Source organism: Stenotrophomonas sp. C9D9 (assembly GCF_056491205.1).
In genome coordinates this window covers 575,717-594,184 of sequence record NZ_JBSZIF010000003.1, presented here as the reverse complement: position 1 = coordinate 594,184, position 18,468 = coordinate 575,717, and the positions used below count along the sequence as shown (strand labels likewise).

18 protein-coding genes and 1 pseudogene are annotated in these 18,468 nt (G+C 64.9%); 11 read left to right on the top strand and 8 right to left on the bottom strand.

Annotated elements, in window-relative coordinates; genetic code table 11:
* Nucleotides 1-121 precede the first annotated feature (121 nt).
* The 5 genes and pseudogenes from ACXI0D_RS04700 to ACXI0D_RS04680 all read left to right on the top strand — a co-directional run bounded on the left by ACXI0D_RS04700 (nucleotide 122) and on the right by ACXI0D_RS04680 (nucleotide 6,593).
* On the top strand, nucleotides 122-598 hold the full coding sequence (locus ACXI0D_RS04700) for a hypothetical protein (protein ID WP_479642357.1): 477 nt from the start codon (nucleotides 122-124) through the stop codon (nucleotides 596-598).
* A complete protein-coding gene (locus tag ACXI0D_RS04695; RefSeq protein ID WP_479642356.1) occupies nucleotides 573-5,357 on the top strand; it encodes an RHS repeat protein in 4,785 nt (1,594 codons plus the stop codon). The genes ACXI0D_RS04700 and ACXI0D_RS04695 overlap by 26 nt, the downstream gene beginning before the upstream one ends.
* A gap of 7 nt (nucleotides 5,358-5,364) precedes the next feature.
* Nucleotides 5,365-5,532 (top strand): hypothetical protein, encoded by a 168-nt coding sequence (locus tag ACXI0D_RS04690; protein WP_479642355.1) that lies wholly within the window; start codon nucleotides 5,365-5,367, stop codon nucleotides 5,530-5,532.
* A gap of 15 nt (nucleotides 5,533-5,547) precedes the next feature.
* Nucleotides 5,548-6,222: pseudogene (locus ACXI0D_RS04685) on the top strand (RHS repeat-associated core domain-containing protein); the annotation flags it as partial.
* Between the two features lie 8 nt (nucleotides 6,223-6,230).
* Entirely contained in the window at nucleotides 6,231-6,593 is a 363-nt protein-coding gene (locus ACXI0D_RS04680; RefSeq protein WP_479642354.1) for a DUF4288 domain-containing protein, read from the top strand.
* Nucleotides 6,594-6,638: 45 nt separating this feature from the next.
* On the opposite strand, the gene ACXI0D_RS04675 is transcribed toward ACXI0D_RS04680, so the two are convergent.
* A complete protein-coding gene (locus ACXI0D_RS04675) occupies nucleotides 6,639-7,322 on the bottom strand; it encodes a hypothetical protein (RefSeq protein WP_119006744.1) in 684 nt (227 codons plus the stop codon).
* A 108-nt stretch (nucleotides 7,323-7,430) separates the two neighbouring features.
* Between ACXI0D_RS04675 and ACXI0D_RS04670 the strand changes: the two genes are divergently transcribed.
* The 3 genes from ACXI0D_RS04670 to ACXI0D_RS04660 all read left to right on the top strand — a co-directional run bounded on the left by ACXI0D_RS04670 (nucleotide 7,431) and on the right by ACXI0D_RS04660 (nucleotide 10,437).
* Entirely contained in the window at nucleotides 7,431-8,249 is an 819-nt protein-coding gene (locus ACXI0D_RS04670; protein WP_014038366.1) for an SDR family oxidoreductase, read from the top strand.
* Nucleotides 8,250-8,342: 93 nt separating this feature from the next.
* Nucleotides 8,343-9,335, top strand: coding sequence for a YiiG family protein (locus ACXI0D_RS04665; RefSeq protein WP_119006743.1), 993 nt, complete (start codon nucleotides 8,343-8,345; stop codon nucleotides 9,333-9,335).
* Nucleotides 9,336-9,495: 160 nt separating this feature from the next.
* On the top strand, nucleotides 9,496-10,437 hold the full coding sequence (locus ACXI0D_RS04660) for a YiiG family protein (RefSeq protein ID WP_014038364.1): 942 nt from the start codon (nucleotides 9,496-9,498) through the stop codon (nucleotides 10,435-10,437).
* Between the two features lie 106 nt (nucleotides 10,438-10,543).
* Here the strand turns inward: ACXI0D_RS04660 and ACXI0D_RS04655 are convergent, their stop codons facing one another.
* Entirely contained in the window at nucleotides 10,544-11,416 is an 873-nt protein-coding gene (locus ACXI0D_RS04655; RefSeq protein WP_014038363.1) for an ion transporter, read from the bottom strand.
* A 63-nt stretch (nucleotides 11,417-11,479) separates the two neighbouring features.
* Between ACXI0D_RS04655 and ACXI0D_RS04650 the strand changes: the two genes are divergently transcribed.
* Nucleotides 11,480-12,706 (top strand): acetylornithine transaminase, encoded by a 1,227-nt coding sequence (locus ACXI0D_RS04650; RefSeq protein WP_006467246.1) that lies wholly within the window; start codon nucleotides 11,480-11,482, stop codon nucleotides 12,704-12,706.
* 53 nt (nucleotides 12,707-12,759) lie between these two features.
* On the opposite strand, the gene ACXI0D_RS04645 is transcribed toward ACXI0D_RS04650, so the two are convergent.
* A complete protein-coding gene (locus ACXI0D_RS04645) occupies nucleotides 12,760-13,362 on the bottom strand; it encodes an HAD-IA family hydrolase (protein ID WP_119006742.1) in 603 nt (200 codons plus the stop codon).
* 123 nt (nucleotides 13,363-13,485) lie between these two features.
* On the opposite strand from ACXI0D_RS04645, the gene azu reads away from it, so the two are divergent.
* Complete coding sequence (azu, locus tag ACXI0D_RS04640; protein ID WP_049446560.1) at nucleotides 13,486-13,935, top strand: azurin; 450 nt, start codon at nucleotides 13,486-13,488, stop codon at nucleotides 13,933-13,935.
* A gap of 120 nt (nucleotides 13,936-14,055) precedes the next feature.
* On the opposite strand, the gene hemL is transcribed toward azu, so the two are convergent.
* Both hemL and thiE read right to left on the bottom strand, forming a co-directional pair.
* Entirely contained in the window at nucleotides 14,056-15,345 is a 1,290-nt protein-coding gene (gene hemL, locus ACXI0D_RS04635; RefSeq protein WP_049446559.1) for a glutamate-1-semialdehyde 2,1-aminomutase, read from the bottom strand.
* 16 nt (nucleotides 15,346-15,361) lie between these two features.
* Nucleotides 15,362-15,988 (bottom strand): thiamine phosphate synthase, encoded by a 627-nt coding sequence (thiE, locus tag ACXI0D_RS04630; RefSeq protein WP_049446557.1) that lies wholly within the window; start codon nucleotides 15,986-15,988, stop codon nucleotides 15,362-15,364.
* A gap of 34 nt (nucleotides 15,989-16,022) precedes the next feature.
* Here thiE and ACXI0D_RS04625 point away from each other — a divergent pair, with 34 nt between their 5' ends.
* Nucleotides 16,023-16,247: a rubredoxin gene (locus ACXI0D_RS04625; protein WP_080347542.1), complete on the top strand. Its 225-nt coding sequence runs from the start codon at nucleotides 16,023-16,025 to the stop codon at nucleotides 16,245-16,247.
* 90 nt (nucleotides 16,248-16,337) lie between these two features.
* Here the strand turns inward: ACXI0D_RS04625 and ACXI0D_RS04620 are convergent, their stop codons facing one another.
* The 3 genes from ACXI0D_RS04620 to rpiA form a co-directional block, all read right to left on the bottom strand.
* Complete coding sequence (locus tag ACXI0D_RS04620; RefSeq protein WP_049446553.1) at nucleotides 16,338-17,183, bottom strand: SirB1 family protein; 846 nt, start codon at nucleotides 17,181-17,183, stop codon at nucleotides 16,338-16,340.
* 163 nt (nucleotides 17,184-17,346) lie between these two features.
* On the bottom strand, nucleotides 17,347-17,790 hold the full coding sequence (locus tag ACXI0D_RS04615; RefSeq protein ID WP_014038356.1) for a DUF192 domain-containing protein: 444 nt from the start codon (nucleotides 17,788-17,790) through the stop codon (nucleotides 17,347-17,349).
* A 21-nt stretch (nucleotides 17,791-17,811) separates the two neighbouring features.
* Nucleotides 17,812-18,459 carry a ribose-5-phosphate isomerase RpiA gene (gene rpiA, locus ACXI0D_RS04610; RefSeq protein WP_014038355.1) on the bottom strand — a complete coding sequence of 216 codons (648 nt, stop codon included), beginning with the start codon at nucleotides 18,457-18,459 and terminating at the stop codon, nucleotides 17,812-17,814.
* Nucleotides 18,460-18,468 lie beyond the last annotated feature (9 nt).

Below are 18,468 nucleotides of genomic sequence, written 5' to 3'. Positions count from 1 at the left end.
CCGTTGACGACCCCTTCCATCTGTTCGCAGCGCTCGCCTAGAATCAGGAACGAGAGAGTCGCATGGAAGCAACGTCGCGCCGTCCTGGCGCGGCTACGCATGCGGACGCGAGGGGAAAATTGTGAAGCGAGTTGCTGCTTGGCAGTGCCGTGTTGCTACGGCACTGACGCTGTGCGTGGTCGCAGGTTCGGTCTCGGCAGTCGAGCCCTACCAGGAATACCGCAAGCTCATTGAGTCCGCCCAGAACCTGACGGCGCTGAAGGATGATCTTTTCGGCGAGAGCGTCAGCCTCTACAACGGCAAGACTGAGTTTGCCGTCACCGACGTCAGCCTGCCAGGCAACAACGCCCTGCCGGTGCAGATGCGGCGCCGGTTCAGTGTCGAGATGGACCTGGTCGGGAGTGGCAGCTTCAACGCCAGTCTCGATGGTGTGGGCGGCTGGGAGGTCGACACGCCGTACATCACCGGCATGTTCCCCGGCGCGAGCACCTGGCTGAACAATCGTTGCAGTGGCGACATGGTGCCTCGAGTGGCCCATTTCCTTCCGGCTCAACGAAGTCTGGCAGGGCAACATGATCCATGTCCCAGGTGGTGGTGATCGCACCATGTTGGGGGCCTGGAACAACACGCCGATGCCGACAGACGGCGTTGCACGCAAGTGGAGTACCTCGCATCGCGATGCCATCGACTGTATTCCAATGAAGTCGGGTCTGGCTGGCGAGGGCTATCGGGTCAGGACCACCTCAGGCGAGTCGTACTTCTTCGATACCGCGTTCACGCGCTTTGGCGGCACGCTGGAGCGCTCGGGCGGCGAAGGAGACAGGACCAAGATCGCTCGCACGCGCATCTACCTCATGGCCAGCCGTGTCGAGGACCGGTCGGGCAACTGGGTACAGTACGAGTACAACGGCAACGGTCACCCGACCCGGATCTGGTCCAGTGATGGCCGTGAGATCATGCTGGCCTACAACGGCACGCTTCTGGTGTCGGTGACTGCAGCGGGCCGTACCTGGAACTATGGCTACGGTCAGGTCGAAGGCCAGAACCGCCTCACCGCAGTTACCCAGCCCGATGGAAGCACCTGGTCCTACGCCTACTCCAGTGCGTTGCGCGCCTGGGAAAAGGTGAACTGGGACGGCAACAGCAACGAGACCTGTCAGGAGCAGCCGCCGGAGCGTGACGGTTCGCTGGTCATGACCATCAAGCATCCGTCCGGCGCGATGGGCGAGTTCCAGTTCTCGAACGGTCGCCAATACCGCAGTGGCGTCCATGCCAGCGAGTGCATCCGTCGGATCGCACAGTCGGCGTACTACTACGAAATCGTCACCCCGTTTTTCTACGACGTAGTCTCGCTGAGAGCCAAGAAGATCTGGGGGCCGGGCCTACCGAAGGTCCTGCAGTGGAGCTATGACTATGGCAGCGGCTACGAGCCACTCTGGGGCGGCGTGGGCGGTGCAGCCATCTACCCCTGCACGACCTGCAAGAAGGAAAAACAGGTCACGATCTCAAATCCCGACGGAACCCGCACGGCCTACCGCTATGGCTCGCAGTACGCGCTGAATGAAGGGCGGCTGCTGGGTAGCAGCGTCATTGACGCGTCCGGGAACGTGGTCAAGAGCAGCACCTCGGTCTACATGACCGAAGACGAAGTGAAATCACAGCCATTCGCCCCGCTTCACGGGATGATCTACAGTGGCGACGAGCCGAGCACAGCTCAGGTGCGGCCGGTCGTGGCCGAGGCCATCCAGCAGGATGGCGTGACCTACCAGACCAGCATGTTGTCGTTCGATGATCTGGCTCGCCCATTGCGTGTCAATAGCTCCAGTCCTCTGGGCAGCCGCACCGATGCCACTCAGTATGCGGACGACCGAAGCAGATGGATTCTGGGTGCGACCGCGAAGGTCACCAACGAAAATACCGGCGTGGTGGTCGAGCAGACGACGTTCGATGCCCTGATGCGGCCCACGGAAGTGCGCTCGTATGGCTTGTTGAAGCAGGTACTGGGCTACAACCCTGACGGAACCGTGGCCACGGTGGACGATGGTCGTGGCAATCGCACTACGCTTTCCGGCTGGAAGCGCGGTACGCCACAGCAGATCCAGTTTGCCGACGGCGCTGTGCAGTCCGCGGTGGTGGACGACAATGGCTGGGTCAGCAGCATTACCGATGAGAACGGTGCAACCACCCAGTACGGTTATGACGCGATGGGGCGCGTGGCCACCATCGACTGGCCGGCGGGCGACAGTGTGGCTTGGGCACGTACGACACAGAGCTTCAGCGCCATCAACGGCGACGAGTACGGTATCGGAGCGGGTCATTGGCGGCAGACCGTCGCAACTGGAAGCGCGCGGCGCAACGTCTATTTCGATGCCTTCTGGCGTCCGCTGCTGACTGAGGAATATGACGAGTCCTCGCGTGGCGTGACTCAGCGCTACCAGAGGTTTGCCTACGACGAAGCGGGCCGGCAGGTGTTTGCCTCGTACCCTGGCGAGTCTGCTGTGCTGAGTACAGGTACATGGACGGGCTACGACGCGCTGGGGCGACAGACCTCTGTGTCCGTCGACAGCGAGGCCGGTCTGCTGACATCGCTGACCAGTTATCTGGCGGGTGGTGGCCTGAAAGTGGTCGACACCAAGGGCAATACGACGCTGACCACCTTCCAGGCGTTCGGTGCGCCGTCGACGGAATCCCCGGTGTCGATCATTCACCCGGCAGGCGCGTTCACCGATATCGATCGCGACATCTTCGGCAAACCGCGCTCGATCGTGCGCCGCAACCAGGACGGCAGCGCCCGGATTGCCCGCAATTATGTGTATGACGGTCATCAGCAGCTCTGCAAGAGTGTGGAGCCGGAGACCGGCGCAACGCTGATGGGTTACGACGCAGCGGGCAATCTTGCCTGGAGCGCGGCTGGCCTGGACCTTTCCAGCACCACGGCATGCGACGCTGATGCTGGACCGGTTGCGGCTCGCAGGATCGTTCGTGGCTACGATGCGCGCAATCGGCTGTCGACACTCGCGTTCCCGGATGGGAATGGCAACCAGGGCTGGACGTATACAAGGGACGGCAAGCCGGCCACGGTGACCACGGCAAACGATGCGGGGACGACGCAGGCGATCAACACCTATACCTACAACAAGCGTGGGTTGTTGACGGCCGAAACCTCCAGTGACAGTACCCTCGGCATCCAGTCGCTGGGATATGCCTACAACGCCAATGGCGCACTTTCAGGCCTGACCTATCCGAGTGGGCGCTTCGTTGACTATGCGCCCAACGCGCTGGGCCAGCCGACCAAGGCGGGAGGCTACGCCTCAGGGGTGACTTACTACGCCAATGGGGGCATGAAGCAATTCACCTATGGCAATGGCATCGTGCACACGATGGCGCAGAACCAGCGCCAGTTGCCTACCAGAGTGGTCGACAGTGCCGGAGCGCTGGACACGACCTATGAGTACGACGCCAATGGCAACGTCGCGCGTATCGTCGACAATCTGGATGGGCAGCGCACGCGCACCATGGCCTACGACGGACTGGATCGTCTGATTCAGGCCACCTCGCCTTCGTTTGGCGGAGATGGCGTGTACCGCTACACCTACGATGCTGTGGACAACCTGCGTTCGGCCGCGCTGACCGGTGTCAAGGATCACGTCTATTGGTACGACACCCATAACCGGCTTACCAACGTACAGAACAGTGGAGGCGCCACCACTCTGGGCTTGAGCTACGACGTACAGGGCAACCTGTCCAGCCGCAACGGCGTCGGCTACAGCTTCGACTTCGGCAACCGCCTGCGCAGTGTGGCCAGCGCGGAGCGATACCGATACGACGCACATGGCCGGCGCATTCTGTCGGCGGGCGCCAATGACGGTGCCACCATTCGATCGCTGTACGGCAACGATGGTGTGCTGCGCCGGCAGGAAAATGCCCGGGAGGGCCGCAATATCGAGTACATCCACCTCAATGGCAGCCTGGTGGCGCAGGCCATTCAGGTCGTCGCGCCGGTTACGCCGGTCCTGACCGCGCCCGCGTTCAGCAACAACGGTGCCTATGCACTGCAGTGGACGGCGGTGTCTTACGCCAGCCGTTATGAACTGCGAGAGCAGGCAGCTGGCGGAGCTTGGGCCACGATCTACAACGGCGCCGAACGTAGCTGGAACACGTCCGCGAAGGCGGAAGGAACGTTTGGCTATGCTGTCCGCGCTTGCCAACAGGACAGCTGCAGTGGCTGGTCGGCGACGTCCAGTGTCGTGGTGCAGCGTCCTCCTGCGGCAAAGGCTGCTGTAAGCGCGCCCGCAACGGCATTCAATGGCAGCTACAGCATTACTTGGACGGAAGCGGCGGGCGCGGCAACCTATCGCCTGCAGGAGCAGGTGGGAGCGGGCGCCTGGCAGACGGTGCAGGAGAGCGCGGCGCGCAGTCTCGCGGTCTCCGGCAAGCCGGCCGGGACGTATGGGTACCGGGTCTTTGGCTGTAACCCAGCGGGCTGTGGTCCTGAATCAGATGTTGCCCGGACCCAGGTGATCTATCCGCCTGCAGCGGCACCTTCGATCAACGTGCCGGGGCAGAGTCTCGATGGCAACTATACGATTGCGTGGAGCAGCGTCGACGGCGCATTGCGCTATGCACTGGAGGAGAGCTTCAACAATGGTGCATGGGCACAGGTTGCCTCACTGGCCAGCACCAGTCAGGCATTCGGTGGCAAGGGGACCGGCAACTATGCCTACCGCGTCCGGGCCGGCAACGATGCGGGGTGGGGCGGGTACTCGGCGACGAGTGTTGTTTCAGTGATCCGGCCACCGGCACCGCCCAGCCTGAGTGCGCCCGCAGGAACCTCGTCGGGCAGTGTCACGTTGAATTGGACGGGCGTTGCCATGGCGGCCAGCTACCTGCTGGATGAGAGTGTCAATGGCGGAACCTGGACGGCGGTCCAGAACGATGGTTCGACCCAGTCGCAGCGCAATGGTCTGGTGTTCGGCAACTACGCCTATCGCGTAAGGGCATGCAACATCTCTGGCTGCAGTGACTTCTCCAACACGGTGGTCGTCGCTTCCAATCCGCCCCCGGGTACGCCGCAGTTCATTCATTCCATCAAGTCGCAATGGAAGGAGGGGCGCGCCACCAAGATCTCCTGCGAGGTGAAGTGGACCAGCATGCCGGGTGCAACCAACTACGAGATGATGGCCTACGGCGGAAGGCTCGAGTATTCCGGTCCGGAGAGCTCAATCGAAGCCGAGGGCGCGGTCTACTGCGCGGAAGTACAGATTGTGCGCGCCTGCAATGCCAGCGGTTGTTCAGCCTGGTCCAACCCGTATCCGCAGAGCGTCGTGGATTACGGCGACCTGACCAACCCTTGGTGACCTGAAAATGAAGATCAAGAAGATTCTGGTTGGTGTCGCTGTCCTGTCGGGAATGTTGCTGGGGACGGTGAGTGCCTCGGCGCAGGAGATCGTCCAGTATGTGCATACCGACGCACTGGGGTCCCCGGTCGCCATCTCTGATGCCAACGGCGCGATCATCGAGCGCACGGTGTAGGAGCCCTATGGTGCGGTTGTAGGTGGCGCGAAGGGCGATCGGCCTGGGTTCACCGGGCATGTGTCGGACTCGGCGACGGGTCTGACGTACATGCAGCAGCGGTACTATGATCCTGAGGTGGGCGCATTTTATTCCGCTGACCCCGTCGGTGTTGATACTAAGAGTGGGGCTGGATTCAGTCGTTATGAATATGCGTCCAGCAATCCTTACTACTACACGGATCCAGACGGTCGCTTGCCTGAGAAGAAGGAGGAGCAGCCACCGCCTGCCGCGCCCACCGACTTGCCGCCTGTCCGGGCAGCGGCGCCGGCCATCGTCATGCCGGGTACTACAACGTTGCCCACTGTTTTTGCGACAGCCACGCGTCCTGTTCCATTGGCGCCCGTTTCTTGGTCGGCTGTAGGCGAGGTTGTGGTCTCGCGCGCTTCGTTACCACTGCTGTTACTTTGGCCGACAGAAATGGGAGCTTCCCCTTGCGAGTTCTCCGGGGGGCCTCCGTGCGGTGCGAACGTGGTCTATTCAAAAGGGAAGGAAAATAAGAGGGATAGTGGGTTGCGTGATGTGTCTGATGAGGAGATTAATAGACGTGCGCGGGATCCAAGTACTTCCGCGGGCGAAAAAAGGCGCTATCAGACTGAGCAGAAGGCTCGCGGAATTCGAAACAAAAACAAGCGGCAAGAGAACTATTGAGGTGATGTATGTGGTATTGCGCACATGCCATTTTTTACTACGAATGCGAAGGGCAGGACTCGATTCTTGTCCACGAGAACGTCTATCTCCTCAGTGCGGATAGCGAAGAGCAAGCTCTCAACAATGCGAAAGCGCTTGCCTCTGAGTATGAGGATCTGAGCGGCCGCCTGATGGGTGAAGACGGTAGACCGTCGCTCTATCGATTCGCCGGAATCCGCAAGCTGATATCAGTAGAGACTGATGAGGACACTGCCGAGGGACGCCTGCACTCCGGTGTGGAGGTCACGTACTCCGTCATGGCGGTGGATACGTTGGATCAGGTGAGACGTCTTGCCCGTGGCGATGGCGTGGAAGTGCTGTACCAGGAATAGAAATATAGAGCCGAGCATGGCCCGGCTCTACGGACGCCGGTGACCTTAGGGAGTCGCCGGCACCACCTGCTGGCCGATGAAGTTGCGCTTCGCATCGAAGTCGTAGGCGATCTGCAGCTGGCCCACATCCGGGCAGGCGTGGCAGTCGCGCAGTGGCGTGCGGTACATCACGCGGATGCCGCCGTTCTCCAGCGGCGTGGCCCCGGCCGACTGCGCCGGTGCGAACGGCGTGGCCTGCGGGTTGGCCTTCAGCAGTTCCTGCACGGTGGGGTCGGCACGCAGGGTGTCGTCCAACTGCACGGCATCCACGTCGATGCGCTTGCCGCTGGCATCGATCAGGCGGGTGCCCTCGTTGGTGTTGGCGCGGAACGGGTATTCGACCGTGGCCACGCCCAGGCCACCGTTCTCGTGCCAGGCGGTCACATAGGCCAGCTCGCCGCCGGTGGACAGCTGTTCGGCGGCGGTGATCGCATCGGCGCTGGCGCCGCCGGCGCGCATCGCATCGCGCAGGCACTCGCGGGTGGCCGCATTCTCGCCCTGGCGGCAGGCGTTGAGGTCGCCATCCCACACCACTGCCTCGCTCCAGCGCAGCTTGCCGTCGGCGGCGGCCTGCTCTGCGCTCGGCGCGTCACCGGCAGGCGGCTCCTTGCCGGGTTCCGGCGAACGGCCCTGGCAGGCGGTCAGCAGGGCAAGCCCCAGGGCAGGCAGCAGCAGGCGGGAACGGCGCATGGCGTGGACCTCGTGCGTTGACTGGAGGCCCGAGTATCGTCAAGGCCGGGTGAACTCCGCGTCGGCGCGGCATACTAGCGGCTCATTGCATACGCTGGAGTGTGGAACGTGGGCAGTCTGCAGGGCAAAACCCTTTTCATCACCGGTGCCTCGCGCGGCATCGGCCTGGCCATCGCACTGCGCGCTGCGCGCGACGGGGCCAACGTGGCGATCGCGGCCAAGTCGTCGGTGCCGAACCCGAAGCTGCCGGGCACCATCCACACCGCGGCCGAGGCCGTTACCGCCGCCGGTGGCCAGGGGCTGGCGCTGAAGTGCGACATCCGCGAGGAGGAGCAGGTACAGGCCGCAGTTGCGGCCACGGTCGACACCTTCGGTGGCATCGACATCCTGATCAACAACGCCAGCGCGATCTGGCTGCGTGGCACGCTGGATACGCCGATGAAGCGCTTCGACCTGATGCAGCAGGTCAATTCGCGTGGCAGCTTCCTGTGTGCGCAGGCCTGCCTGCCGTACCTGCTGCAGGCGCCGAACCCGCACATCCTCACCCTGGCGCCGCCGCCGAGTCTGGAGCCCAAGTGGTGGGGCGCGCATACCGGCTACACGCTGGCGAAGATGGGCATGAGCTTCGTCACGCTCGGCCTGGCCGCGGAATTCGGCCCGCAGGGGGTGGCGGTGAACGCGCTATGGCCGCGCACGGTGATCGCCACGGATGCGATCAACATGATTCCGGGCGTGGATGCGGCCGGCTGCCGTACGCCGCAGATCATGGCCGACGCCGCGCACGCGGTGCTGGTGCGTGAAGCGGCCGGCTTCCATGGCCAGTTCCTGATCGACGATGAAGTGTTGGCGCAGGCCGGTGTCACCGATCTGTCCGGCTATGCAGTGGATCCGTCGCGGCCGTTGCTGCCGGATCTGTTCCTGGATTGAGCGCGCGCCGCGGGATGAGGCCGAGGGCTGCGACCCTCGGCCTGCTGCGCTAGAATGCGCGGCTGTAATCGTTTTCAACAGGGATGTGAGCTCATGTCACGCACTCTTTCCGTCGCGGCGCTGGCCGCTTCGCTGTCGTTGATCCTGACCGCCTGCGGTGGCAAGGCCCCCGCAGCTGCGGGCGCCGCCGCTGCCTCCGGCACGCCGGACGCCAGCGCGGCGCCGTCTGACGCACAACAGCAGTTGACCGCAAAGCTCAACGCTTACATCGGTTGCTTCAACGCGCTGGATTCGAAAACCCATGGCAGCATCCAGTCCTACACGCGCTGGATCAAGGACGTGGAGGCCGGCCCGACCGGTCGCGAGACGCATGTGTACGGGCCGTTCGAGATCAGCGACTACGACATGAAGCAGTGCGACGCCCCGGTGACCGAGGCGATTGCTGCCAAGCCGGCGTTGGCCGATCTCGATGCCGCTGCCAGCCATTACCAGCAGGTGCTGAAGGCGCTGGCGCCGCTCAGCAAGGACGCCCACGACTACTACGATCGCCAGGACTACGAAGACGACCAGTTTGCCAAGGGCAAGCAGCTGCACGCGCCCTTGATGGCCGCCTTCAAGGATTTCGTGGTTGCCAGCGAAACGTTCAATGCCGAGCTGGAGCGCCAGAACGATGCTGCCCAGCGCGAGCAGCTCAAGGCGCTGGAGCAGGCCGAGGGGCGCACGCGCGAGTACTACCGTCTGGCAATGATGCTGGAAGCCAAGGCCATCGTGGAGCTGATGACCGAGGACGCGTTTGATCAGGCCAAGGCCCGCGAGCGCCTGGATGCCTTCAACCGCATTTCCGATGAAGCGCACGCCAAGGTTGCCGACCAGGAACCGGGCAAGTCGGACTGGGAAGGCTTCGAACGTGGGGCCGAGAATTTCCGACGCGAGGGCAAGGAGCGGCTGCAGCGCGTCAGTGAGAAAAAGCCTTACAGCGATTTCGAACGACGCATGCTTGATTCGCCGTCGATGGCGCCGCGCGGCTCTGCCAACAAGCTGATGCAGGAATACAACACGCTCGTTTTCCAGAGCAACCGCCAGTAAGCGGAGTGTTCAGCGATTCATTTTTGTCGCAATCGAGCAGGTTGATTGCGGCATGACGCATCGCGTGGCCCTGAATGCCAGCACCTTGGCGAGGTGCTGGAGCGCGTTCTTGCGCCATGCATGACGATGCCTGCAGTTTTCACTTGTGCAAGGAACTGATTTGAACGCATCCACACGCCTGATTCCTGTCCTCCTGCTCGGCGCGCTGGCCGGCTGCAACAACCCGGCAGGCCTGGCTGTTGCCGATCCGGGGTTGGAAAAGATCAACGCCTACATCGAGTGCTACAACGGCGTCGAACAGCCCATCCACGAAGGTTTCCAGACCTACACGGGCTGGATGAAGGACCCCAAGGCGGGGCCGACCGGCAAGGAAGCGCAGCCGCGCTCACCTGGCAAGGTGTTGTCGCACCGCGTCGAGTACTGCGGCCAGCCGCTGACCGATGCGCTGGCAAAGACGCCTGCTACCTCGCTGGATGCGCCCGCGCGGCAGTACCAGCAGGCGTTCCAGGCACTGAACACCCTGGTCGAGCGCGCTGATGGCTATTTCACCCGCGAAGATTATCGTCGCGATGGTGGTGAAGGGATGCGCAGCCAGCATGCCCCGCTGATGCAGGCCTATGCTGATTTCTTCAAGGCCAGCGAAGCGATGGATGCGGCGCTGGAAAAGAACGAGAACGATCGTCGCGCCGCGCAGCTGAAGCAGATCGAGGAACGCGAGGGCCGCTCGCTGGCGTATTACCATCTGCGCCTTGTCGGTGACGGCAAGCAGCTGGCGATGGCGTTCCAGGGCGACGCACCGGATGTGGCGGCATTGCGCGGCCAGCTGGCCGACTATCAGGCGCTGGTGACGGAAATCCAGAATGGTGGTGTCGGCAAGGACGACCCGATGTGGGGCCATGTGCAGCGCTCGGCGGACAAGCTGGTACGCACGGCCGGGCGCGGTCTCGAGCGCCTGGAGCAGGGCAAGCCGATCACCGCCGATGCGCTGGCGGCCGAGCGCAAGGCATCGGGCAGCTGGCTCACCACCGATCCTGAGGGGGCGCAGTCGACGATTCTGGATGCCTACAACGACCTGGTGACCACCAGCAACCGCATGCGTTGAGGAGGATCCACGCATGGCGTGGATCTACCGAGGGGCGCGCCGGGCCATGCCCGGCGCGCACCCTGTTGTTTCGGTAGTGCCGGCCGCTGGCCGGCATGACCCTCAATCAATGGCTGAACGCATCCGGTAGTTCACCCCCGCACTTGCGGCAGTGGCGCGCATCCGGTTCATGCCCTTCCAGCCCGCAGTGCGGGCAGCCGCGGGAATCCCGACGTGCGGCCAGCTCGGCTTCGCGCATGGTGCTGGCCAGTTCGGCGGTGTAGATGCCGGTGGGCACGGCGATGATGCTGTAGCCGATCAGGATCAGCACCGAGGTGACGAAGCGGCCGAGCACGGTCTGCGGCACGATGTCGCCAAAGCCGACCGTGGCCATGGTCACCACTGCCCAGTACATGCTGGCCGGGATGTTGGTGAAGCCGTGTTCGGGGCCCTCGATCACGTACATCAGCGCGCCGGCGATGATGGTGATGGTGATCACCGTGAACAGGAACACCAGCACCTTGCGCCGGCTGCGCCACAGCGACGTCATCAACACGCCGCTTTCCTCGATGTAGCGGGTCAGCTTGAGGATGCGGAACACGCGCAGGATGCGCAGCGCGCGCACCACCAGCAGGCTCTGCGCGCCGGGGATGAACATCGACAGGTAGGCGGGCAGGATCGACAGCAGGTCGATGATGCCCCAGATGCTCACCGCGTAACGCAGCGGGCGCTTGACCACCGCCAGCCGCAGCAGGTACTCGGCGGTGAAAATGATCGTGAAGGCCCATTCCAGGATGTACAGGCCGGTGGACCATTCGGCGTGCAGGTGCTGCACGCTGTCGATCATCACCACCAGGATGCTGGCGATGATCGCCACCACCAGGATCAGGTCGAAATTGCGCGAGGGCCGCGAGTCGTGGCGGTAGATGATGTCGAACCACCGGCGGCGCCAGCCGGTCTCGGTGGCGGGGTTCAGCTGGGGGGCAGAAAACGGTCGCATGGGCGCATTGTGCCGCAGGGGTTCCGGCGCGAGAATGGGGATTCCTGAACCCTGCCGACTGCCATGACCGCCGCTACCGATCCGCTGATCTCCCTTTCGCACTACTACCTGCCGGTCTACAAGCCCCGCCAGGTGGTTCTGGAGCGAGGCCAGGGCGCCCGCGTGTGGGACAGCCAGGGCCGTGAGTTCATCGACCTGGCCGCCGGCATCGCCGTGTGTGGCCTGGGCCACAACGATCCGGACCTGGTGGCCGCACTGGTCGAGCAGGCCGGCAAGCTCTGGCACACCAGCAACGTGTTCTATAGTGCACCGCCGCTGCACCTGGCCGAGGAGCTGGTGAAGGCCAGCCGCTTCGCCGAGCGCGTGTTCCTGTGCAATTCCGGCGCCGAAGCCAACGAAGTGGCGATCAAGATGGTCCGCAAGTGGGCCTCCAGCCAGGGCCGCCCGGCCGACAAGCGGGTGATCATCACCTTCCGTGGCAGCTTCCACGGCCGCACCATGGGCGCGGTGACCGCTACCGCCCAGCCGAAGTACCAGGAAGGCTACGAGCCGCTGCCCGGTGGCTTCCGCTACATCGATTTCAACGATGAAGTGCAGCTGGAAACCGCGATGGCCGCCGGTGATGTGGCGGCGGTGATGCTGGAGCCGATCCAGGGCGAGGGCGGCGTGATGCCGGCCAAATCCGGTTTCCTCAAGCGCGTGCGCGAACTGTGCGACCAGCACAATGCACTGCTGGTGCTGGACGAGATCCAGGCCGGCATGGGCCGCACCGGCACGCTGTTCGCGCACTGGCAGGACGACGTGGTGCCGGACATGGTCACCCTGGCCAAGGCACTCGGTGGTGGCTTCCCGATCGGCGCGATGCTGGCCGGCCCGAAGGTGGCCGAGACCATGCAATTCGGCGCGCATGGCACCACCTTTGGTGGCAACCCGCTGGCTGCCGCAGTGGCCCGCGTGGCACTGCGCAAGCTGGCCTCGGCGGAGATCGCCGCCAACGTCAGCCGCCAGTCGAAGGCGCTGCGCGATGGCTTCGCCCGCATCAACGACGAGTTCGGCGTGTTCAGCGACGTGCGTGGCCGTGGCCTGATGCTGGGCGCGGTGCTGAGCAAGGACTTCGCCGGCCAGGCCGGTGCGATCCTTGACCATGCCGCCGAGCAGGGCCTGCTGACCCTGCAGGCCGGCCCGGACGTGCTGCGTTTTGTGCCGTCGCTGAACATCACCGACGAAGAAGTGGCCGAAGGCCTTAAGCGCCTGCGCGCAGCGATTGCTGCGTTCATCGCCGCGCGCTGAAGCCATGGCGCTGGGGTCGGATCCCTCTCCTGCGGAGAGGGCTCTGACCCCAATCAGCTCACCGCGTAACGCTTCAACACCTTGCCCAGCCCACGGCCATCGCGCACGGTTTCCGCGTGCAGGCCGGCAGCGCGTGCGCCACGCACATTGGCGAACAGATCATCGATGAACAGCGTGCGCGAAGGCGCCACGCCCAGTACGTCGAGTGTGCGCAGGAATACCGCGGGCGCCGGTTTGCGCAGGCCGAAATCCGCGCTGCAGAACACGCGGCCCTGCAGCGCAGGGAATAGTTGCGGCAACAGGATGGGCAACGCCTGCACCATCAGTGCGCCATTGTTGGTCAGCACCGCGATTGGCAGTTGCAGGGCCTGCAGCCGCTGCAGCACCGCGTGCTGCGGATGGCTGGCGGCCTGGCGCGCGGCGGTCCATGTCGCCACATCGACGGGTCTGCCCAGCAGCGCGTCCAGCCGAGCGAGGTAGGCTGGACCGTCCAGCGTGCCATTGTCGTGCGCGGCTTCCAGCCCGCTGTCGTACAGCGCGGCCTGCACGGCCGGCGTAGGAACCTCCAGCGCCTGCGCCAGGTGCAGCACGCGCTGCGCGCGCTGGTACTGCACCAGCACGCCATCCACATCCAGCAGCAACAGGTCGATCCGCATCGGCCGAGCATGCCATTGCAGTGAATGCGTGGGAAACCCTGGAGTTGGCATGCGACAGACGGTCGCAGACGGCGCCGCAGGGGCATGCCTAGAATGGCGCTTGAATCCGCAGGAGATGCAGCGATGAAGGCTTGGATGGTGGCAGTGGGACTGGGTGCGCTGATGCTGGCGCCGTCGGCGATGGCACGAGTGTGTGCGGTGAGCATCGACAGCACCGACCAGATGAGCTTCAGCAGCCGCGAGATCAAGATTGCTGCCGATTGCAGTGCGGTGGACCTGACCCTGCGCCACACCGGCAAGCTGGCCGCCACCGCGATGGGCCATAACTGGGTGCTGACCCGCACCGCCGATTACCAGCCGGTGGCCATGGCGGGCATGCGCATGACCCTGGCCGACAGCTACCTGCCGAAGGCTGACAAGCGCGTGCTGGCGCACACCAAGGTGATCGGCGGCGGCGAGACCACGCGCGTGCGCTTCTCTACCCAGGGCCTGCAGAAGGGCGGCGATTACACCTTCTTCTGCTCGTTCCCCGGCCACTTCGCGATGATGAAGGGCAAATTCGTCTTCGGTTGAGCAGCCACGCATGGCGTGGCTCTACCAGTAGATCCACGCCATGCGTGGATGAAAAGGGGACGGAGGGGATTAAGTCGTTTGTGCACTTACGACTTAATCCCCTCCGTCCCCTTTTTGCGATCAGCCCTTGGCGGCCTTGAACGCCATGCGTGCAGCGGCCAGCGTCGCTTCGATCACCGCATCGTCATGCGCGCTGGACAGGAAGCCGGCTTCGTACGCCGACGGCGCCAGGAACACGCCCTGGTCCAGCATCGCGTGGAAGAAGCGGTTGAACGCCGGGATGTCACAGGCGGTGGCCTGCGCATAGGTCTCCACCTTCTCACTGGTGAAGAACAGGCCGAACATCGCGCCCACGCGGGTGGTGGTCACGGCCACGCCGGCTTCGGCAGCGGCCGTTTCCAGGCCGGCACACAGGCGCGCGGTGCGCTCGGCGAGGTCGGCGTGGAAGCCCGGCTGCTGGATCAGCTCCAGCATCGCCAGGCCGGCGGCCATCGCCACCGGGTTGCCGCTCAGCGTACCGGCCTGGTAGATCGGGCCGGCCGGCGCGATCTGCTGCATCAGTTCGCGACGACCGCCGTAGGCACCCACCGGCATGCCGCCGCCGATGATCTTGCCGAAGGTGGTCAGGTCCGGGGTGATGCCGTAGTGCGCCTGCGCTCCGCCGAGGGCCACGCGGAAGCCGGTCATCACTTCGTCGAAGATCAGCAGCGCGCCGTGCTTCGTGCACAGTTCGCGCAGGTGCTGCAGGTAGCCCTCGCGCGGCGGGATGCAGTTGGCGTTGCCGACCACCGGCTCGATGATCAGGCCGGCGATGTCGTCACCCTGCTGCTCGAACAGGGCGGTGGCCGCTTCGAAGTCGTTGTAGGGCAGGGTCAGGGTCAGTTCGCTCAGGCCGGCCGGCACGCCCGGCGAGGTCGGCACGCCCAGGGTCAGCATGCCGCTGCCGGCCTTGACCAGGAACGAGTCGCCATGGCCGTGGTAGCAGCCTTCGAATTTCACGATGCGGTTACGGCCGGTGGCACCACGCGCCAGGCGGATCGCCGACAGCGTGGCCTCGGTGCCGGAGTTGACCATGCGCACCATCTCGCACGACGGCACCAGGCGGGTGATGGTCTCGGCCATGGTCACTTCGGCCGCGCACGGCGCACCGAAGGACAGGCCGTTGTCGATCGCCTTCTTCACCGCCTGGCGCACGGCCGGGTGGTTGTGGCCGACGATCATCGGGCCCCAGGAACCGACGTAGTCGATGTAGCGGTTGCCGTCGACGTCGTACAGGTAGGCGCCGTCGGCGCGCTCGACGAAGAACGGTTCGCCACCGACCGACTTGAACGCGCGTACCGGCGAATTGACGCCGCCCGGCAGCAGCTGCTGGGCGCGGGAGAACAGGGCGTGGGACTGGTCGTGGTTCATGCGGATTTCCTGGGCATTACGCGAACTGGGCGAGGTAGGCGCGCTGGACCGCAACCGGGTCTTCGGCGGCGAACACGCTGCTGACCACGGCGACCAGATCGGCGCCGGCGTCGATGATGGGACCGACATTGTCCGGCGTCAGGCCGCCGATCGCCACCCGCGGCACGCCCAGTGCGGCGCTTTGCCGCAGCAGGTCGGTATGGGCGCGGCTGCTGGTGATCTTGGTGGTGGTCGGGAAGAACGCGCCGAAGGCCACGTAGCTGGCGCCGGCGGCCACGGCCTTTTCGGCATTGGCCAGCTGGTCGTAGCAGGAGGCGCCGATGATGGCCTCGGCACCGAGCAGGGCGCGCGCGCTGGGGATGTCGCCGTCGGTGCCGCCCAGGTGCACGCCGGCCGCGCCGACCGCCTTGGCCAGCGCCGGGTCGTCGTTGACGATCAGCGGCACGCCGTGTTCCACGCACAGCGCCTGCAGGGCGGTGGCCTGCTCGCGCCGCAGCGCGTCACTGGCGGTCTTGTTGCGGTACTGCAGCCAGGTGGCGCCCGCGGCCAGCAGCGGCGCGGTGCGGGCCAGCAGGCGCGCGGTATCGGGCTCGTCCGGGGTGATCAGGTAGACGCCGCGGGGCGCCGGGGAAGCAGAAGTCATCGATGGCTACCGGTGAGTGGACCGCGATGGGACAATGGCGGCCCGTGAATCCAGACCCGATTATCCGATGAGCGATGCCACCCCCACCACCTTGCGCACCTGGATGTGCGTGGTCTGCGGCTTCCTTTACAGCGAAGCGGAAGGCTTGCCGGAGGAGGGCATCGCGCCGGGGACGCGCTGGGAGGACATTCCCGAGACCTGGACCTGCCCGGACTGTGGCGTGACCAAGGCCGATTTCGAGATGGTCGAGGTCGATTGATCGCAATGGCCGCCGGGCATGGCCCGGCGCTAGCGGTGGGTGCGGACCGTTGGGGTGGGTGCGGACCGTTGGTCCGCACACCTGACAGAATCAATGCAGCCGTGGCACCGGCCCGCCGAGGTCGATCAGCTTCTCGCGCAGCCACTGCGCATCGCTGGCTTCCGGGTTGCGCTTCAGGTACTGCCCCAGATCGTGGCGGGCACCGGCCAGGTACTCCAGCTGCAGGTAGGCCAGGCCGCGGTCACGCAGCGCATCGTCCTGCTCCGGGGCGAGCTTCAGCAGGCGGTCGGCACTGCGCGCGGCGCGGTCCCATTCGCCGGCCTCGGCATACACGCCGTGCAGGTTGCGCAGCATGCGCATCAGGATCGCGCGTGCTGGCGCCGGGTCGAGGATCTGCGCCAGCACCTGGTCGTCGGGCATCTGCCCGCCCAGGTGTGACTTGGCCCGCTCGCGCAGTTCGTCCACGTCCAGCGGGCGGCCGCCATTGAACGGGTCCATCACCAGCACGCCGTCGTCCACCGGCAGGCGCACCAGGAAATGGCCGGGGAAGGACACGCCGTCGAGCGGAATGCCCAGCCGGCGCGCGACTTCCATCTGCACCAGTGCCAGCGAGATGGGGTTGCCCAGGCGGCGCTCGAATACCTGGTTGAGGTAGCTGTTGCGCGGGTCGTAGTACTCGTCGTGGTCGCCGCTGTAGCCCAGCTCGTCGAACAGGTGGCGGTTGATCGCCGCCATCTTCAACGGGCTGTTGTCGATGCTGTCCACTTCCGAACGTAGGTGCTCGACATGGCTCTGGATCAGCGCGTCGTAGGTCGACGGCTGCAGATCGGGGTATTCATCGCGCGCGATCAGCAGCGCGGTCGGCAACAGTGGCAGTGCCTCGTCTTCGAGGTCGGCCAGTGCATCCCAGTCGGGGAGTGTGATCCGGTCCTGCATGGACACAGACTGGCGTCATTCGCAGGCGGTTTCAAGCGGTGCCGCGTGAAAAAGTCAGGGGTCAGATCCCTTTCGCGTGCGAAAGGGATCTGACCCCCGCAGGGTTGCCGGCCAGCGGCCGGCACTACCGCGGGTGCCGGCCGCTGGCCGGCCGCATCGTTTACTACTCGATGCCCGGGCCGAAGGTCAGCTGAGTGCCGTCCTTCAACTGCAGCTTCTCGGCCTGGCCGGCGTTGAGCTCCAGCACGTAGCGCGCCGGGCCACCGCTGGGATAGGGCGGGCACATGTCGCCGGCCGAGCACGGCGGCACATCGCGCTGCTGGCTGACCAGCTTGCGCTGGCTGTCGAAGTACAGGATGTCCAGCGCGATCTTGGTGTTCTTCATCCAGTACGCCTGCATTTCTTCGCGGTCGTGGATGAACAGCATGCCGTGGTCGGCCGACATCTGGTCGCGGAACATCAGCCCGCGCGCGCGGGTTTCATCGTTGGTGGCCAGCTCCACCTGGTAGCGGGCGCCATCCAGCTCGACCCAATGGCGGGCCGCGTCGGTGGCACAGCCGGCCAGAGCCAGCAGCGGAAGCATCAGCAGCGAACGCAACAGCGACATCGTCAGGATCCTTCGGAAGGGTCAGAGCACGATCGGCGGCTCGCCGCCGACGATCACCACGTCGGCGCGACGGCGCGCGAACAGGCCGACGCAGACCACGCCCGGCAGCTGGTTGAGCTCGCGCTCCAGCTTTTCCGGATCGGTGATCTGCAGGTTGTGGATGTCCAGGATCTGGTTGCCGTTGTCGGTGACCACGCCTTCGCGCCAGGTTGGCTGGCCGCCGGTCATGTCGCGGATCTGGCGGGCGACCAGGCTGCGCGCCATCGGGATCACTTCCACCGGCAGCGGGAACTTGCCCAGCACCGGCACCTGCTTGCTCGGGTCGACGATGCAGATGAAGCGCTCGCTGGCCTCGGCGATGATCTTCTCGCGGGTCAGTGCGGCGCCGCCGCCCTTGATCAGGCACTTGTTGGCATCGCACTCGTCGGCGCCGTCCACGTACAGCGACAGATTGCCGCTGTGGTTCAGCTCGATCACCTCGATGCCGTGCTGCTTCAGGCGCGCGGTGCTCTGCTCGGAGCTGGACACGGCACCCTTGATGCGGTGCTGGATGCGGGCCAGGGCATCGATGAAATAGGCCACGGTGGAACCGGTGCCGACACCGACGATCATGCCGTCTTCGACGTACTCGATGGCTTTCTCGGCGGCCAGGCGCTTGGCTTCGGACATGGGAGAACT

Excerpts from the sequence above, each read along its gene's own strand:
- ACXI0D_RS04695 (WP_479642356.1), top strand. The coding sequence starts at position 573 with ATGATCCATGTCCCAGGTGGTGGTGATCGCACCATGTTGGGGGCCTGG.
- ACXI0D_RS04690 (WP_479642355.1), top strand. The coding sequence starts at position 5,365 with ATGAAGATCAAGAAGATTCTGGTTGGTGTCGCTGTCCTGTCGGGAATG.
- ACXI0D_RS04680 (WP_479642354.1), top strand. The coding sequence starts at position 6,231 with ATGTGGTATTGCGCACATGCCATTTTTTACTACGAATGCGAAGGGCAG.
- ACXI0D_RS04675 (WP_119006744.1), bottom strand. The coding sequence starts at position 7,322 with ATGCGCCGTTCCCGCCTGCTGCTGCCTGCCCTGGGGCTTGCCCTGCTG.
- ACXI0D_RS04665 (WP_119006743.1), top strand. The coding sequence starts at position 8,343 with ATGTCACGCACTCTTTCCGTCGCGGCGCTGGCCGCTTCGCTGTCGTTG.
- ACXI0D_RS04655 (WP_014038363.1), bottom strand. The coding sequence starts at position 11,416 with ATGCGACCGTTTTCTGCCCCCCAGCTGAACCCCGCCACCGAGACCGGC.
- ACXI0D_RS04650 (WP_006467246.1), top strand. The coding sequence starts at position 11,480 with ATGACCGCCGCTACCGATCCGCTGATCTCCCTTTCGCACTACTACCTG.
- ACXI0D_RS04645 (WP_119006742.1), bottom strand. The coding sequence starts at position 13,362 with ATGCGGATCGACCTGTTGCTGCTGGATGTGGATGGCGTGCTGGTGCAG.
- azu (WP_049446560.1), top strand. The coding sequence starts at position 13,486 with ATGAAGGCTTGGATGGTGGCAGTGGGACTGGGTGCGCTGATGCTGGCG.
- hemL (WP_049446559.1), bottom strand. The coding sequence starts at position 15,345 with ATGAACCACGACCAGTCCCACGCCCTGTTCTCCCGCGCCCAGCAGCTG.
- thiE (WP_049446557.1), bottom strand. The coding sequence starts at position 15,988 with ATGACTTCTGCTTCCCCGGCGCCCCGCGGCGTCTACCTGATCACCCCG.
- ACXI0D_RS04625 (WP_080347542.1), top strand. The coding sequence starts at position 16,023 with ATGGCGGCCCGTGAATCCAGACCCGATTATCCGATGAGCGATGCCACC.
- ACXI0D_RS04620 (WP_049446553.1), bottom strand. The coding sequence starts at position 17,183 with ATGCAGGACCGGATCACACTCCCCGACTGGGATGCACTGGCCGACCTC.
- ACXI0D_RS04615 (WP_014038356.1), bottom strand. The coding sequence starts at position 17,790 with ATGTCGCTGTTGCGTTCGCTGCTGATGCTTCCGCTGCTGGCTCTGGCC.
- rpiA (WP_014038355.1), bottom strand. The coding sequence starts at position 18,459 with ATGTCCGAAGCCAAGCGCCTGGCCGCCGAGAAAGCCATCGAGTACGTC.